Below are 15,832 nucleotides of genomic sequence, written 5' to 3'. Positions count from 1 at the left end.
CTGCCTGAGGGCGTGGAGATGGTGATGCCTGGTGACAACGTGAAGATCACGGTGTCGCTGATCAACCCGATCGCCATGGAAGACGGCCTGCGCTTCGCCATCCGCGAAGGCGGCCGCACCGTGGGCGCCGGCGTGGTGTCCAAGATCATCGAGTAGTAAAGAGCTAGAGACAAGAGGCAAGATACAAGATGCAAGAGGTGGGGTGACGGGTCACGGTGGGCGACACGTCACCTCTTGTCTCTTGTATCTGTTCACTTGTCTCTAGCGCATTTCTAGGCCAGTAGCTCAATTGGCAGAGCAGCGGTCTCCAAAACCGCAGGTTGGGGGTTCGAGTCCCTCCTGGCCTGCCACTTCATCGGGCAGTGCGCTCAACGAAACAGGTCCTTTCACGATCCATGGCTAAGGCGGAAGAAACGCAGGGTTCCGGGTTCGATACCATCAAGCTGGCAGTGGCCGTTGGTCTGCTGGTGGTGGGCGTGCTCGGCTTCTACTGGTACGCCGACGAGTCGCTGCTGTTCCGCGTGCTCGGCCTGCTGGCGGTGGCCCTGGTGGCGATCGGGATCGTGTTCACCACGGCCCTGGGGCAGTCCCTGGCGGGCTTCCTCAAGGAGTCGCGCACCGAGGTGCGCAAGATGGTGTGGCCGACCCGTGCCGAGGCCACCCAGACCACGTTGATCGTGATCGTGGTGGTGATCCTGGTGGGCATCTTCCTCTGGCTGCTGGACATGTTCCTGGCCTGGGGTGTGCGCATGTTCATCGGTACCGGAGGGTAAGGAATACACATGGCTTTGCGTTGGTATGTCGTGCACGCCTACTCGGGCTTCGAGAATCATGTCAAGCGTTCCCTCGAGGAGCGCATTGAGCGTTATGGCATGCAGGACAAGTTCGGCGAGATCCTGGTGCCCACCGAGGAAGTCGTGGAGATGCGCGACGGCCAGAAGCGCAAGAGTGAGCGCAAGTTCTTCCCCGGCTACGTGCTGGTGCAGATGGAGCTGGACGACGACACCTGGCACCTGGTGAAGGACGTGCCCAAGGTGCTCGGCTTCATCGGCGCCTCCGCCGACAAGCCCACGCCCATCAGCGACAAGGAAGCCCAGAACATCCTGCAGCGCATGCAGGAAGGCGCCGAGAAGCCCCGTCCCAAGGTGCTGTTCGAGCCGGGTGAGGTGGTCCGGGTCATCGACGGCCCGTTCAACGATTTCAATGGCGTGGTTGAGGAAGTCAACTACGACAAGAACCGCCTGCTGGTGGCGGTACAGATTTTCGGCCGATCCACGCCGGTGGAGCTCGAGTTCCACCAGGTGGAGAAGGCATAAGTGCAGTGGCTAGTGGCTAGTGGCTAGTGGCAAGGAAACCCCTTGAGACTAGCCACTAGCCACTTGCCACTGGTTTACCGGGGAGCCTCGCGGCGCTTGTACCCGCTTAGGAGTAAGTAATGGCTAAGAAAATCGACGCTTATATCAAGCTGCAGGTGAAGGCCGGTCAGGCCAACCCCAGCCCGCCGGTCGGTCCGGCGCTGGGTCAGCGCGGTGTGAACATCATGGAGTTCTGCAAGGCCTTCAACGCACAGACCCAGGGTCTGGAGCCGGGTCTGCCGATTCCCGTGGTGATCACCGTCTACTCCGATCGCAGCTTCACCTTCATCACCAAGACCCCGCCGGCCTCCATTCTGCTGAAGAAGGCCGCCGGCATCACTTCCGGCTCCGCGACCCCCAACACCAACAAGGTGGGCAAGGTGACCCGTGCGCAGCTGGAAGAGATCGCCAAGACCAAGATGCCCGACCTGACCGCGGCTGACCTGGACGCCGCTGTGCGCTCCATCGCCGGCAGCGCCCGCAGCATGGGCCTTGAAGTGGAGGGTGTCTGAGATGCCAAAGTTGACCAAGCGTATGCGGGCGATCCGCGAGAAGATCCAGCCCGGCAAGCTGTACCCCGCCAACGAGGCCTTCGCGCTGCTGAAGGAGATCTCCTCGGTGAAGTTCGCGGAGTCCGTGGACGTGAGCGTGAACCTGGGCGTCGATCCCCGTAAGTCCGACCAGGTGGTGCGCGGTTCCACCGTGCTGCCCAACGGCACCGGCAAGACCGTGCGTGTGGCCGTGTTCACCCAGGGCGCCAACGCCGAGGCCGCCAAGGCCGCCGGTGCCGATATCGTCGGCATGGACGACCTGGCTGACGAGGTGAAGAAGGGCAACATGGACTTCGACGTGGTCATCGCGACCCCCGACGCCATGCGCGTGGTGGGCCAGCTGGGCCAGATCCTCGGCCCCCGCGGCCTGATGCCGAACCCCAAGGTCGGCACCGTGACCACCGATGTGGCCACCGCAGTGAAGAATGCCAAGGGCGGTCAGGTGCGCTACCGCACCGACAAGGCCGGCATCATTCACTGCTCCATCGGCAAGGTGGGTTTCGAGCCCGACGCGCTGAAGGAAAACCTCAATGCCCTGCTGGCTGACCTGCAGAAGGCCAAGCCTTCCGCCGCCAAGGGTGTTTACATGAAGAAGGTGACCGTCTCCACCACCATGGGGCCGGGCATCGCCGTGGATCAGGCCAGCCTGTCTGCCTGATCCTGATGTGCGCGGGCTCCACCAGGGGCCCGTGAAAATTTGGGTAGGACTGCCGGTGTCGGGGCTCGCCCCGGCCCGGTATCCGTCCAAGACCGCAGGTGCCGAGGGAGCAGGTGGCCCGAGGCTTAATCGCATTGTCAGCCTGCGCAGACGGTGTCACCCGATTCAGGACTTCCTGCTGAGGGGCGCCGTAAAGGTGATCGGACCGATTCAGGTCCGGTTGTATGACTCAGCGGCGGTGGTGTGAAAGCCCCGTCGTCAAACAGGAGGTAGGTATCGTGCCACTGAATCTCGAAGACAAGAAAGCAATTGTCTCCGAAGTGGCTGCGGTGGCTGCGAGTGCTCATTCCGCGGTGGCAGCAGAATACCGCGGTCTGACCGTCACAGAGATGACCGAGCTGCGTGCCAAGGCGCGTGAGTCCAACGTCTATCTGCGGGTGGTCAAGAACTCTCTGGCCCGTCGCGCGGTTGAAGGTACCGATTTCGCCTGCATGCAGGAAGGCCTCGTGGGACCCCTGGTCCTGGCCTTCTCGCAGGATGATCCCGGTGCCGCCGCCCGTCTGGTCAAGGATTTCGCCAAGGAGCACAAAAAGCTCGAGGTCAAGCTGGTGTCCGTGGGTGGACAGCTGCTCGGCCCCGGTGAGCTTGAGCGGCTGGCCAGCATGCCCACCCGTGACCAGGCGATCAGCTTGCTGATGGCCGTGATGAAGGCGCCGCTCGACAAGTTCGCGCGCACCCTCAACGAGGTCCCGGGCAAGCTGGTTCGCACCGTCGCCGCCATTCGCGACCAGAAACAGGCTAGCGCCTGATCGCTACCGTAGTTTATTGAATCGGGTAACACCGTTTAGGAGAACATCATGGCTGTTTCGAAAGAAGACATTCTGGAAACCATTTCCAACATGACCGTGCTGGAGATCGTCGACCTGATCTCCGCCATGGAAGAGAAGTTCGGCGTGTCCGCCGCTGCTGCCGTCGCCGCTGCCCCTGTGGCCGCTGCCGGTGGTGAGGCCGCTGCCGAGGTCAAGGACGAGTTCGACGTGGTGATGACCAGCTTCGGCGCCAACAAGGTGGGCGTGATCAAGGTGATCCGCGCCATCACCGGTCTGGGTCTGAAGGAAGCCAAGGACATGGTCGAAGGTGCTCCCTCCACCGTGAAGGAAGGCGCCAACAAGGAGGAAGCCGAGAAGATCAAGAAGGAGCTGGAGGAAGCCGGGGCCAGCGTCGAACTCAAGTAATAGATTGGTTAGTAATTGTTTCGCGACAGTTTCGCGTGACGTTTGGAGGCTGGCGGTGTTCACACCGCCGGCCTCTTCCTGCTTGCACCGGCGCTCGTTCCTGCGAGTGGCTGGTCACCGGATTCTAGTGTGAGGAATCACAATGGCCTACAGCTACACCGAAAAGAAACGCATCCGCAAGGATTTCGGCAAACGCCCCCAGATCCTCGATGTCCCCTACCTGTTGACCACGCAGCTGGATTCATACCGCCAGTTCCTGCAGGCCGACCGCAGCGAGGATAATCGGCAGGACGTGGGCCTGCACGCGGCGTTCAAGACGGTGTTCCCCATTGTGAGTTACTCGGGCACCGTGGAACTCGAATACGTGAGCTACCGCCTCGGCAAGCCGGTGTTCGACGTCAAGGAGTGCCAGCTGCGCGGCATGACCTATGCCGCCCCCCTGCGCGTTCTTCTGCGCCTGGTGATCTATGACAAGGACGCCCCTGCGGGCTCCCGCGTGGTCAAGGACATCAAGGAGCAGGAAGTCTACATGGGCGAACTGCCGCTCATGACCGAGAACGGCACCTTCGTGATCAACGGTACCGAGCGGGTGATCGTCTCCCAGCTGCACCGTTCGCCGGGTGTGTTCTTCGACCACGACAAGGGCAAGACCCACAGCTCGGGCAAGCTGCTGTTCAATGCCCGCGTGATCCCCTACCGCGGTTCCTGGCTGGACTTCGAGTTCGATCCCAAGGACAGCGTGTTCGTGCGCATCGACCGCCGCCGCAAGCTGCCGGCCACGGTGCTGCTGCGCGCGCTGGGCATGGAGACCGAGGAGATCCTCGCCACCTTCTTCGAGACCAATACCGTCACCATCACTAAGGACGGCTTCGACATGGAGCTCATCCCCGAGCGTCTGCGCGGTGAAGTGGCTGCCTTCGACTTCAAGGTGAAGAACAAGGTGCTGGTGGAGAGCGGGCGTCGCATCACCGCCCGTCACGTGCGCGAGCTGGAGGCCGCCGGGATCAAGTCCCTGGAAGTGCCCGCCGAGTACCTGGTGGGCAAGGTGCTCGCCCATGCGGTCATCGATGAGGACAGCGGTGAACTGGTGGCCAACGCCAACGACGAGATCACCGATGAACTGCTGAAGAAGCTGCGCGCCGCCGGCATCAAGTCGTTCAAGACCCTGTATACCAACGACCTGGACCACGGCCCGTACATCTCCACCACCCTGAACATCGACACCTGCCGCTCCCAGCTGGAGGCGCAGGTCGAGATCTACCGCATGATGCGTCCCGGCGAGCCCCCCACCAAGGAGGCCGCGGAGAACCTGTTCAACAACCTGTTCTTCACCGAGGAGCGCTACGATCTCTCCGCCGTGGGCCGCATGAAGTTCAACCGTCGCGTGGGCCGCGAGGAGATCACCGGTCCCGGCGTGCTGGACAAGGACGACATCCTGGCGGTGCTCAAGACCCTGATCGACATCCGCAACGGCAACGGCCAGGTGGATGACATCGACCACCTGGGCAACCGCCGCGTGCGTTCCGTGGGCGAAATGGCGGAGAACGTCTTCCGTGTCGGCCTGGTGCGCGTCGAGCGCGCCGTGAAGGAGCGCCTGAGCGTCGCCGAGAGCGAAGGCCTCATGCCCCAGGAACTGATCAACGCCAAGCCCGTGGCGGCGGCGGTGAAGGAGTTCTTCGGCTCCAGCCAGCTGTCCCAGTTCATGGACCAGAACAACCCGCTCTCCGAGGTGACCCACAAGCGTCGTATCTCGGCCCTGGGCCCCGGCGGTCTGACCCGCGAGCGTGCCGGCTTCGAGGTGCGCGACGTGCACCCGACCCATTACGGTCGCGTGTGCCCGATCGAGACCCCTGAAGGTCCGAACATCGGTCTGATCAACTCGCTCGCCGTGTATGCACGTACCAACGATTACGGCTTCCTGGAGACCCCCTACCGCAAGGTGGAAAACGGCAAGGTGACCAACGAGATCGTGTACCTGTCCGCCATCGAGGAAGGCCAGTACGTGATCGCCCAGGCCAACGCCAGTCTGGATGCCAAGGGCAACCTGGTGGACGAACTGGTGTCCTGCCGCCACGCCAATGAATTCACCATGTCCACCCCGGACAAGATCGAGTTCATGGACATCTCGCCCAAGCAGATCGTGTCCGTGGCCGCCGCGCTGATCCCGTTCCTGGAGCACGACGACGCCAACCGCGCGCTGATGGGCTCCAACATGCAGCGCCAGGCCGTGCCCTGCCTGCGTGCCGAGACCGCCGTGGTGGGTACCGGCATCGAGCGCACCGTGGCCATCGACTCCGGTTCCTCCATCGTCGCCCGCCGTGGCGGCGTGGTGGACTCCGTGGACGCCGCCCGCATCGTGGTGCGCGTCAATGACGATGAGACCGAGGCCGGCGAGCCGGGCGTGGACATCTACAACCTGACCAAGTACACCCGCTCCAACCAGAACACCTGCATCAACCAGCGTCCGCTGGTGAACGTGGGTGACGTGCTGGCCCGGGGCGACGTGCTGGCCGACGGCTCCTCCACGGACCTGGGCGAGCTGGCCCTGGGGCAGAACATGATGGTCGCGTTCATGCCCTGGAACGGCTACAACTTCGAGGACTCGATCCTCATCTCCGAGCGCGTGGTGCAGGAGGATCGTTTCACCTCCATCCACATCGAGGAGCTGACCTGCGTGGCCCGCGACACCAAGCTCGGGCCGGAGGAGATCAGCGCGGACATCCCCAACGTGTCCGAGAGCCTGCTCTCCAAACTGGATGAGTCCGGCATCGTGTACGTGGGTGCCGAGGTCAAGCCCAACGACATCCTGGTGGGCAAGGTCACGCCCAAGGGCGAGACCCAGCTGACCCCGGAAGAGAAGCTGCTGCGCGCCATCTTCGGTGAGAAGGCCTCCGACGTGAAGGACACCTCCCTGCGCGTGCCCTCCGGCATGGAAGGCACCGTGATCGACGTGCGCGTGTTCACCCGCGACGGTGTCGACAAGGACAAGCGTGCCCTGCAGATCGAGGAGGCGGCGCTGGCCGCCGTGCGCAAGGACCTCAAGGACCAGCTGCGCATCTACGAGGATGACATCTACGACCGCGTCGAGAAGCTGCTGGTGGGCAAGCTGGCCGCCGGTGGTCCCAACAAGCTCAAGGACGGCACCAAGGTCACCAAGACCTACCTGTCCGAGGTGCCCCGCGAGAAGTGGTTCGAGGTGCGCATGCGTACCGAAGAGGTCAACGAGCAGCTGGAGAAGATGGCCGCCGCCCTCAAGGAACAGCACGAGGCCTTCGAGACCCGCTTCAAGGAACAGAAGGAAAAGCTCACCCAGGGTGACGATCTCGCTCCCGGCGTGCTGAAGATGGTCAAGGTCTACCTGGCCGTGAAGCGTCGCATGCAGCCCGGTGACAAGATGGCCGGCCGCCACGGTAACAAGGGTGTGGTCTCCATGATCGTGCCCGTGGAAGACATGCCGTATCTGGAAGACGGCACCCCCGTGGACATCGTGCTGAACCCGCTCGGCGTGCCTTCCCGTATGAACGTGGGTCAGGTGCTCGAGACCCATCTGGGCTGGGCCGCCAAGGGTCTGGGCCAGAAAATCGGTCGCATGGTCGAGGCCAAGGCCAAGATCGACGAACTGCGCAAGTTCCTCGACAAGATCTACAACCACAGCGCCAAGAAGGTGGATCTGTCCGATTTCACCGACGAGGAGATCCTCAAGCTGTGCGCCAACCTGAAGAAGGGTGTGCCCATGGCGACCCCGGTCTTCGACGGTGCCGAGGAAGAGGAGATCAAGGCCATGCTGAAGCTGGCCGATCTGCCCGAGAGCGGCCAGACCACCCTGTACGACGGCCGGACCGGTGACTCATTCGACCGTCCCGTGACCGTGGGCTACATGCACATGCTCAAGCTCAACCACCTGGTGGATGACAAGATGCATGCCCGCTCCACCGGTCCGTACAGCCTGGTCACCCAGCAGCCGCTGGGCGGCAAGGCGCAGTTCGGTGGTCAGCGCTTCGGCGAGATGGAGGTCTGGGCGCTGGAGGCCTATGGCGCCGCCTACACCCTGCAGGAGATGCTCACGGTGAAGTCCGACGACGTTCAGGGCCGCAACAAGATGTACAAGAACATCGTCGACGGCGACCACCGGATGGAGGCGAACATCCCGGAATCCTTCAACGTGCTCATGAAGGAAATCCGTTCGCTGGCCATCAACATCGAGCTGGAACAGGACTAACTGTAGATGCAGTACGCGGGCCGGCGATCCCGGCCCTGTTCCAACACCGTACCGCAGCTACCGAATTGAGGTGACACCATGAAAGACCTTCTCAATCTGTTGAAACAGCAGGGCCACGTGGAAGAGTTCGATGCCATCCGCATCGGCCTGTCCTCGCCCGAGCTGATCCGTTCCTGGTCCTTCGGTGAAGTAAAAAAGCCCGAAACCATCAACTACCGGACCTTCAAGCCGGAGCGTGATGGCCTGTTCTGCGCCAAGATCTTCGGACCCATCAAGGACTACGAGTGCCTGTGCGGCAAGTACAAGCGCCTCAAGCACCGCGGCGTGGTGTGCGAGAAGTGCGGCGTCGAGGTGACCCAGACCAAGGTGCGCCGCGAGCGCATGGGCCACATCGAACTGGCCAGCCCCGTGGCCCACATCTGGTTCCTGAAGAGCCTGCCGTCCCGCATCGGCCTGCTCATGGACATGACCCTGCGCGACATCGAGCGCGTGCTGTACTTCGAGGCCTTCGTGGTCATCGATCCGGGACTGACCACGCTGGAGCGCGGCCAGCTGCTCACCGACGAGCAGTACCTGGAGGCCATCGAGGAGCACGGTGACGAGTTCGACGCCCGCATGGGCGCCGAGGCGGTCTACGAGCTGCTCAAGTCCATCGACCTGCAGAGCGAGGCGGCCAAGCTGCGCGCCGAGGTCAACGAGACCAACTCCGACACCAAGATCAAGCGCATCGCCAAGCGCCTGAAGCTGATCGAGTCCTTCCTGGATTCCGGCAACAAGCCCGAGTGGATGATCCTCAAGGTCCTGCCCGTGCTGCCCCCGGACCTGCGTCCGCTGGTGCCCCTGGACGGCGGCCGTTTCGCCACCTCGGACCTGAACGACCTGTACCGCCGGGTGATCAACCGCAACAACCGCTTGAAGCGCCTGCTGGAGCTCAACGCCCCGGACATCATCGTGCGCAACGAAAAGCGCATGCTGCAGGAGTCCGTGGACGCGCTGCTGGACAACGGCCGCCGTGGCCGTGCCATCACCGGCACCAACAAGCGACCGCTGAAGTCCCTGGCCGACATGATCAAGGGCAAGCAGGGTCGCTTCCGCCAGAACCTGCTGGGCAAGCGGGTGGACTACTCCGGTCGTTCCGTGATCGTGGTGGGCCCGACCCTGCGCCTGCACCAGTGCGGCCTGCCCAAGAAGATGGCCCTGGAGCTGTTCAAGCCCTTCATCTTCGGCAAGCTGCATCGCCGTGGCCTGGCCACCACCATCAAGGCGGCCAAGAAGCTGGTGGAGCGCGAGGGACCGGAGGTCTGGGACATCCTGGAAGAGGTGATCCGCGAGCATCCCGTGATGCTCAACCGCGCGCCCACCCTGCATCGTCTGGGTATCCAGGCCTTCGAGCCGGTGCTCATCGAGGGCAAGGCCATTCAGCTGCACCCGCTGGTGTGTGCCGCGTTCAACGCCGACTTCGACGGGGACCAGATGGCCGTGCACGTGCCCCTGTCCCTGGAGGCGCAGCTGGAAGCCCGCGCCCTGATGATGTCCACCAACAACATCCTGTCGCCGGCCCATGGTGATCCCATCATCGTGCCGTCCCAGGACATCGTGCTGGGCCTGTACTACATGTCCCGCGAGCGGGTGAACGCCAAGGGCGAGGGCATGCTGTTCGCCGACGTGGACGAGGTGCATCGCGCCTACGAGACCGGCCAGGCCGAACTGCACGCCCGCGTCGAGGTGCGTATCCGCGACGTGGTGCCGAATGACAAGGGCGAGCTCGAGGCGCGCTTCAAGCGCGTCAAGACCACCGTGGGCCGCGCGCTGCTGTCGCGCATCCTGCCCGAGGGTCTGCCCTTCGAGCTGGTCAACCGCGACCTCAACAAGAAGGCCATCTCAGGGCTGATCAACGCCTGCTACCGCCGCGTGGGTCTGAAGGAGACGGTGATCTTCGCCGACCAGCTGATGTACACGGGCTTCAAGTACTCCACCCGTGCCGGCGTGTCCTTCGGGATCAACGACATGGTCATCCCCGACGAGAAGACCGGGATCCTGGCCCATGCCGAGTCCCAGGTGAAGGAGATCGAGGATCAGTACGCCTCCGGTCTGGTCACCAAGGGCGAGCGCTACAACAAGGTGGTGGACATCTGGTCGCACACCAACGACCAGGTGGCCAAGGCCATGATGGAGAAGCTCGGCAAGGAGGAGGTCACCGACGCCGAGGGCAAGACCGTCAAGCAGCCGTCCTTCAACTCCATCTTCATGATGGCCGACTCCGGTGCCCGAGGCTCCGCCGCCCAGATCCGCCAGCTGGCGGGCATGCGCGGCCTGATGGCCAAGCCGGACGGCTCCATCATCGAGACCCCCATCACGGCGAACTTCCGTGAGGGTCTGAACGTGCTGCAGTACTTCATCTCCACCCACGGCGCGCGCAAGGGTCTGGCGGATACCGCGCTCAAGACCGCCAACTCCGGTTACCTGACCCGCCGTCTGGTGGACGTGGCCCAGGACCTGGTGGTCACCGAGGTGGATTGCGGCACCGACCAAGGCATCGTCCTCAAGCCCATCATCGAGGGCGGCGACGTGGTCGAGCCCCTGCGCGAGCGGGTGCTGGGTCGTGTGCTGGCCCAGGACATCGAGATGGCCGACGGTTCCACCCTGCTGCCCGCCGGTACGCTGCTGGACGAGGGCGCCGTGGACCTCATGGAGGCCTCCGGTGTGGACGAGGTGGTGGTGCGTTCCGCCATCTCCTGCCAGACCCGTCACGGCATCTGCGCCATGTGCTACGGCCGCGACCTGGCCCGTGGCCATCAGGTCAACGAGGGCGAGGCCGTGGGCGTCATTGCCGCCCAGTCCATCGGCGAGCCCGGCACCCAGCTGACCATGCGTACCTTCCACATCGGTGGTGCCGCCAGCCGTTCCGTGGCCATCAGCGCCATCTCCGTGAAGGCCAAGGGCACGATCCGTCTGCACAACATCAAGACGGTGACCAACAAGCAGGGCAACCTGGTGGCCGTGTCCCGTTCCGGTGAGCTGGGCGTCATCGACGAGCAGGGCCGTGAGCGCGAGCGTTACAAGGTGCCCTACGGCGCGGTGATCTCGGTCAACGAGGGCGATGCCGTCGAGGCCGGCCAGGAAGTGGCCACCTGGGATCCGCACACCCACCCGATCATCACCGAGGTGGCGGGTCGCATCCAGCTGCACGACTTCATCGAGGGTGTGACCGTCAATAAGCAGGTGGACGAGATCACCGGCCTGTCCTCCACCGTGGTCATGGATCCCAAGTCCCGCGGCTCCGCCGGCAAGGACCTGCGTCCCATGGTCAAGCTGGTGGACGAGAAGGGCAAGGACCTGATGCTGGCGGGTACCGAGATCCCGGCCCACTACGTGCTGCCGACCGGGGCGATCATGAGCCTTGAGGACGGCGCCACCGTGGCGGTGGGCGACGTGGTTGCCCGTATCCCGCAGGAGTCTTCCAAGACCCGCGACATCACGGGCGGTCTGCCTCGCGTGGCCGACCTGTTCGAGGCCCGCAAGCCCAAGGAGCCGGCGATCCTCGCGGAGCGCACCGGTACCGTCAGCTTCGGCAAGGACACCAAGGGCAAGCAGCGCCTGATCATCACCGACGAGAACGGTGACACCCACGAGGAGCTGATTCCGAAGTGGCGTCACGTGAACGTCTTCGAGGGCGAGCACGTGGAGCGGGGCGAGGTGATCGCCGATGGCGAACCGAACCCCCACGACATCCTGCGTCTGCTGGGCGTCACCGCCCTGGCCGAGTACATGGTCAAGGAGATTCAGGACGTCTACCGCCTCCAAGGTGTGAAGATCAACGACAAGCACATCGAGGTGATCGTGCGCCAGATGCTGCGCAAGGTGGAGATCACCGATGCCGGCGACACCCGCTTCCTCACCGGGGAGCAGGTGGACCGTGCCCGGGTCCTGGAAGAGCACGAGCGCCTGGGTCCCGACAAGGAGCGTGCCAAGTACGAGCGGGTGCTGCTGGGCATCACCAAGGCCTCCCTGGTGACCGAGTCGTTCATCTCGGCGGCCTCCTTCCAGGAGACCACCCGGGTGCTCACCGAGTCGGCCACCCGGGGCGCCCGTGACGACCTGCGGGGCTTGAAGGAGAACGTGATCGTGGGCCGGCTGATCCCGGCCGGTACCGGTCTGGCTTACCACAAGGATCGCCGCCGCAAGCGTCACGCTGGGCTGTCCCTGATGGTGCCGGAGGTCCCGGAGGCTGTCGAGACCGATTCGGGTATGGAGACCCAGAGCCCCGCGGAGTGATTCCCGGGGGTGGCGGGCCGTTTCCTGCTTGACAGGGGGCGGCCCTGTTCCCTAAACTTTCGCACCCTCGACAGACCGGTAATGGTTCGGTCTGTCGTTGTTTTTGGGTAGGAGAAAATCTTTCATGGCGACAATCAATCAGTTGGTGCGTAAACCGCGCAAGCGGAAAGTGGAAAAGAGCGCTGTGCCTGCGCTCCAGGCCTGTCCGCAGCGGCGGGGCGTGTGCACTCGCGTGTACACCACGACCCCGAAAAAGCCCAACTCGGCACTTCGTAAGGTGGCCCGTGTGCGCCTGACCAACGGCTACGAGGTCAGCAGCTACATCGGTGGTGAAGGCCACAACCTGCAGGAGCACTCGGTGGTGCTGATCCGCGGGGGTCGCGTGAAGGACCTTCCCGGTGTGCGTTATCACACGGTGCGCGGCAGCCTGGATACCCAGGGTGTGCAGAACCGCAAGCAGGCCCGCTCCAAGTACGGTGCCAAGCGCCCCAAGAAGGCCTAACGGCCCGATATTGAGTACATAGACCATGTCCAGAAGAAGCGAAGCCCCCAAGCGGCAGATCCTGCCCGATCCGAAGTACAAGAGTGATCTGCTCGCCAAGTTCATCAACACCGTCATGAAAGACGGCAAGAAGTCCGTGGCCGAACGGGTCCTTTACGGTGCCCTGACCCAGATCGAGGGCAAGAAGGGTGATGGCATCCAGGTGCTGGAGCAGGCCCTGGACAACGTGCGCCCCCGGGTGGAGGTGAAGTCTCGCCGCGTGGGTGGTGCCACCTACCAGGTGCCCGTGGAAGTGCGTCCGGTGCGCCAGAACGCCCTGGCCATGCGCTGGATCGTGGACGCCGCCCGCAAGCGCGGCGAGAAGTCCATGGCCCTGAAGCTGGCCGGTGAGCTGATGGACGCTGCCGACAGTAAGGGTTCCGCCGTGAAGAAGCGGGAAGACACCCATCGCATGGCGGAGGCCAACAAGGCCTTCTCCCATTACCGCTGGTAAGCGGTCCGCTTCAGACACAGAGTTACCGAGGAACTGCCCGTGGCACGCAAAACCCCCATCGAGCGTTATCGCAACATCGGCATCAGTGCGCACATTGATGCCGGCAAGACCACCACCACCGAGCGCGTCCTGTTCTACACCGGCGTGTCCCACAAGGTGGGCGAGGTGCACGAGGGCGCGGCCACCATGGACTGGATGGAGCAGGAGCAGGAGCGTGGTATCACCATCACCTCCGCGGCGACCACCTGCTTCTGGTCCGGCATGGACAAGCAGTTCCCGGAGCACCGCATCAACATCATCGACACCCCTGGGCACGTGGACTTCACCATCGAGGTGGAGCGTTCCATGCGTGTGCTTGACGGTGCCTGCATGGTGTACTGCGCCGTGGGCGGTGTGCAGCCTCAGTCCGAGACCGTGTGGCGCCAGGCCACCAAGTACGGCGTACCGCGTCTGGCCTTCGTCAACAAGATGGATCGCTCCGGCGCCAACTTCTTCAATGTTCACAAGCAGATGCGTGAGCGCCTGCACGCCAATCCCGTGCCCGTGCAGATCCCCATCGGCGCCGAGGACAACTTCAAGGGCGTCGTCGACCTGGTGAAGATGAAGGCCATCTACTGGAACGAGGCCGACATGGGCGTGACCTTCGAGCTGGCCGACATCCCGGCCGAGCTCCAGGCCCAGGCCGAGGAGTGGCGCGAGAATATGGTCGAGGCCGCCGCCGAGTCCAGCGAAGAGCTGATGAACAAGTACCTGGAAGAGGGCGAGCTCTCCGAGGTCGAGATCAAGCAGGGTCTGCGCCAGCGCACCATCGCCCTGGAAATCGTCCCCATGCTGTGCGGCACGGCCTTCAAGAACAAGGGCGTGCAGGCCATGCTGGACGCGGTGGTTGATTACCTGCCTTCGCCCGTGGACGTGCCCGCCATCAAGGGTCTGGATGCCAACACCGAGCAGCCCATTGAGCGCAAGTCCAGCGATGACGAGCCCTTTGCGGCCCTGGCGTTCAAGATTGCCACCGACCCGTTCGTGGGTACTCTGACCTTCGTGCGCGTCTACTCCGGCGTGCTGAACTCCGGCGACAGCGTGTACAACTCCCAGAACGGCAACAAGGAGCGCGTTGGCCGAATCCTGCAGATGCACGCCAACAACCGCGAAGAGATCAAGGAACTGCGTGCCGGCGACATCGGTGCCTGCGTGGGCCTGAAGGACGTCACCACCGGTACCACCCTGTCCTCCCTGGACAAGCCCGTGATCCTGGAGCGCATGGAGTTCCCGGATCCCGTGATCTCCGTGGCCGTGGAGCCCAAGACCAAGGGTGACCAGGAAAAGATGGGCCTGGCCCTGAACAAGCTGGCCCAGGAAGACCCCTCGTTCCGCGTTCACACCGACGAGGAGTCCGGCCAGACCATCATCTCCGGCATGGGCGAGCTGCACCTGGAGATCATCGTCGACCGTATGAAGCGCGAGTTCAAGGTGGAAGCCAACGTGGGCAAGCCCCAGGTGGCCTACCGCGAGACCATCCGCAAGACCGTCGAGCAGGAAGGCAAGTTCGTGCGCCAGTCCGGCGGTCGCGGTCAGTTCGGTCACGTCTGGATCCGCATCGAGCCCAAGGAGGCCGGTACCGGCTATGAGTTCGAGAACGCCATCGTCGGCGGCGTGGTGCCCAAGGAGTACATCCCGGCCGTGGACAAGGGTGTCCAGGAGCAGATGAAGAACGGCGTGCTGGCCGGCTTCCCGGTGGTGGACGTCAAGGTCACCCTGTACGACGGTTCCTACCACGACGTGGACTCCTCGGAAATGGCGTTCAAGATCGCCGGTTCCATGGCCTTCAAGGAAGGTGCCCTGAAGGCCGGCGCCGTGCTGCTCGAGCCCATCATGAAGGTGGAAGTGGAAACGCCCGAGGACTACATGGGTGACGTGATGGGCGACCTGAACCGTCGCCGTGGTCTGATCCAGGGCATGGATGACGCCCATGGCCTGAAGATCCTGCGCGCCGAGGTGCCGCTGTCCGAGATGTTCGGCTACTCCACCTCGCTGCGTTCCATGAGCCAGGGTCGTGCGACCTACTCCATGGAGTTCGCCAAGTATGCCGAGGCTCCGTCCGCCGTGGTCGAAGCCATCAAGAAGGCTTCCTGATTCAACAGATTGATTTAGAAGGGGTTACATCGTGTCCAAGGAAAAATTTGAGCGTAAGAAGCCGCATGTAAACGTGGGCACCATTGGTCACGTGGACCATGGCAAGACGACGCTGACGGCGGCGCTGACGGTGTGTCAGGCGAAGAAGTTTGGTGGTGAGGCCCGTGCCTACGACCAGATTGACAACGCCCCTGAAGAGCGCGCCCGCGGCATCACGATTGCCACCGCGCACGTGGAGTACGAATCCGCGAACCGCCACTACGCGCACGTGGACTGCCCCGGCCACGCCGACTACGTGAAGAACATGATCACGGGTGCGGCGCAGATGGACGGCGCGATCCTGGTGGTGTCTGCTGCTGACGGCCCGATGCCCCAGACCCGCGAGCACATCCTGCTGGCCCGTCAGGTGGG

Annotated in this window: 12 protein-coding genes, 1 tRNA gene and 1 pseudogene; all 14 read left to right on the top strand. The window is 63.5% G+C overall.

Going from position 1 to position 15,832, the window contains the following annotated elements:
* A pseudogene (locus D580_RS16405) lies at window positions 1-156 on the top strand (elongation factor Tu); the annotation flags it as partial.
* 118 nt (window positions 157-274) lie between these two features.
* A tRNA-Trp gene (locus D580_RS0113985) sits at window positions 275-350 on the top strand.
* A 45-nt stretch (window positions 351-395) separates the two neighbouring features.
* Window positions 396-773, top strand: coding sequence for a preprotein translocase subunit SecE (gene secE, locus D580_RS0113980; protein ID WP_018954986.1), 378 nt, complete (start codon window positions 396-398; stop codon window positions 771-773).
* Between the two features lie 9 nt (window positions 774-782).
* Entirely contained in the window at window positions 783-1,316 is a 534-nt protein-coding gene (nusG, locus tag D580_RS0113975) for a transcription termination/antitermination protein NusG (RefSeq protein ID WP_026290000.1), read from the top strand.
* A 119-nt stretch (window positions 1,317-1,435) separates the two neighbouring features.
* Window positions 1,436-1,867: a 50S ribosomal protein L11 gene (gene rplK, locus D580_RS0113970; protein ID WP_012638891.1), complete on the top strand. Its 432-nt coding sequence runs from the start codon at window positions 1,436-1,438 to the stop codon at window positions 1,865-1,867.
* A 1-nt stretch (window position 1,868) separates the two neighbouring features.
* Window positions 1,869-2,564 carry a 50S ribosomal protein L1 gene (rplA, locus tag D580_RS0113965; RefSeq protein ID WP_018954984.1) on the top strand — a complete coding sequence of 232 codons (696 nt, stop codon included), beginning with the start codon at window positions 1,869-1,871 and terminating at the stop codon, window positions 2,562-2,564.
* Between the two features lie 284 nt (window positions 2,565-2,848).
* A complete protein-coding gene (gene rplJ / locus D580_RS0113960) occupies window positions 2,849-3,373 on the top strand; it encodes a 50S ribosomal protein L10 (RefSeq protein WP_026289999.1) in 525 nt (174 codons plus the stop codon).
* 48 nt (window positions 3,374-3,421) lie between these two features.
* A complete protein-coding gene (rplL, locus tag D580_RS0113955; protein ID WP_026289998.1) occupies window positions 3,422-3,799 on the top strand; it encodes a 50S ribosomal protein L7/L12 in 378 nt (125 codons plus the stop codon).
* Between the two features lie 142 nt (window positions 3,800-3,941).
* Window positions 3,942-8,018: a DNA-directed RNA polymerase subunit beta gene (gene rpoB, locus D580_RS0113950; protein WP_018954981.1), complete on the top strand. Its 4,077-nt coding sequence runs from the start codon at window positions 3,942-3,944 to the stop codon at window positions 8,016-8,018.
* Between the two features lie 78 nt (window positions 8,019-8,096).
* Window positions 8,097-12,293 carry a DNA-directed RNA polymerase subunit beta' gene (rpoC, locus tag D580_RS0113945; RefSeq protein ID WP_018954980.1) on the top strand — a complete coding sequence of 1,399 codons (4,197 nt, stop codon included), beginning with the start codon at window positions 8,097-8,099 and terminating at the stop codon, window positions 12,291-12,293.
* Window positions 12,294-12,417: 124 nt separating this feature from the next.
* Window positions 12,418-12,795, top strand: coding sequence for a 30S ribosomal protein S12 (gene rpsL, locus D580_RS0113940; RefSeq protein WP_012638885.1), 378 nt, complete (start codon window positions 12,418-12,420; stop codon window positions 12,793-12,795).
* Between the two features lie 25 nt (window positions 12,796-12,820).
* Window positions 12,821-13,288: a 30S ribosomal protein S7 gene (gene rpsG / locus D580_RS0113935; RefSeq protein WP_012638884.1), complete on the top strand. Its 468-nt coding sequence runs from the start codon at window positions 12,821-12,823 to the stop codon at window positions 13,286-13,288.
* Window positions 13,289-13,327: 39 nt separating this feature from the next.
* On the top strand, window positions 13,328-15,421 hold the full coding sequence (gene fusA / locus D580_RS0113930) for an elongation factor G (RefSeq protein ID WP_018954979.1): 2,094 nt from the start codon (window positions 13,328-13,330) through the stop codon (window positions 15,419-15,421).
* A 31-nt stretch (window positions 15,422-15,452) separates the two neighbouring features.
* Window positions 15,453-15,832: GTP-binding protein (locus tag D580_RS15695; RefSeq protein ID WP_018954652.1), on the top strand; the 380-nt coding region annotated here is incomplete at its 3' end.

Source organism: Thioalkalivibrio sulfidiphilus (genome assembly GCF_000377945.1).
Classification (GTDB): Bacteria; Pseudomonadota; Gammaproteobacteria; order Ectothiorhodospirales; family Ectothiorhodospiraceae; genus Thioalkalivibrio_A; species Thioalkalivibrio_A sulfidiphilus_A.
Note: the sequence above shows the minus strand (reverse complement) of the source record. Positions and strands in the feature narration are given on the sequence as shown.

What these genes read in the sequence shown, in the direction of transcription:
- secE (WP_018954986.1), top strand. Translation starts at nt 396, where the DNA reads ATGGCTAAGGCGGAAGAAACGCAGGGTTCCGGGTTCGATACCATCAAG.
- nusG (WP_026290000.1), top strand. Translation starts at nt 783, where the DNA reads ATGGCTTTGCGTTGGTATGTCGTGCACGCCTACTCGGGCTTCGAGAAT.
- rplK (WP_012638891.1), top strand. Translation starts at nt 1,436, where the DNA reads ATGGCTAAGAAAATCGACGCTTATATCAAGCTGCAGGTGAAGGCCGGT.
- rplA (WP_018954984.1), top strand. Translation starts at nt 1,869, where the DNA reads ATGCCAAAGTTGACCAAGCGTATGCGGGCGATCCGCGAGAAGATCCAG.
- rplL (WP_026289998.1), top strand. Translation starts at nt 3,422, where the DNA reads ATGGCTGTTTCGAAAGAAGACATTCTGGAAACCATTTCCAACATGACC.
- rpoB (WP_018954981.1), top strand. Translation starts at nt 3,942, where the DNA reads ATGGCCTACAGCTACACCGAAAAGAAACGCATCCGCAAGGATTTCGGC.
- rpoC (WP_018954980.1), top strand. Translation starts at nt 8,097, where the DNA reads ATGAAAGACCTTCTCAATCTGTTGAAACAGCAGGGCCACGTGGAAGAG.
- rpsL (WP_012638885.1), top strand. Translation starts at nt 12,418, where the DNA reads ATGGCGACAATCAATCAGTTGGTGCGTAAACCGCGCAAGCGGAAAGTG.
- rpsG (WP_012638884.1), top strand. Translation starts at nt 12,821, where the DNA reads ATGTCCAGAAGAAGCGAAGCCCCCAAGCGGCAGATCCTGCCCGATCCG.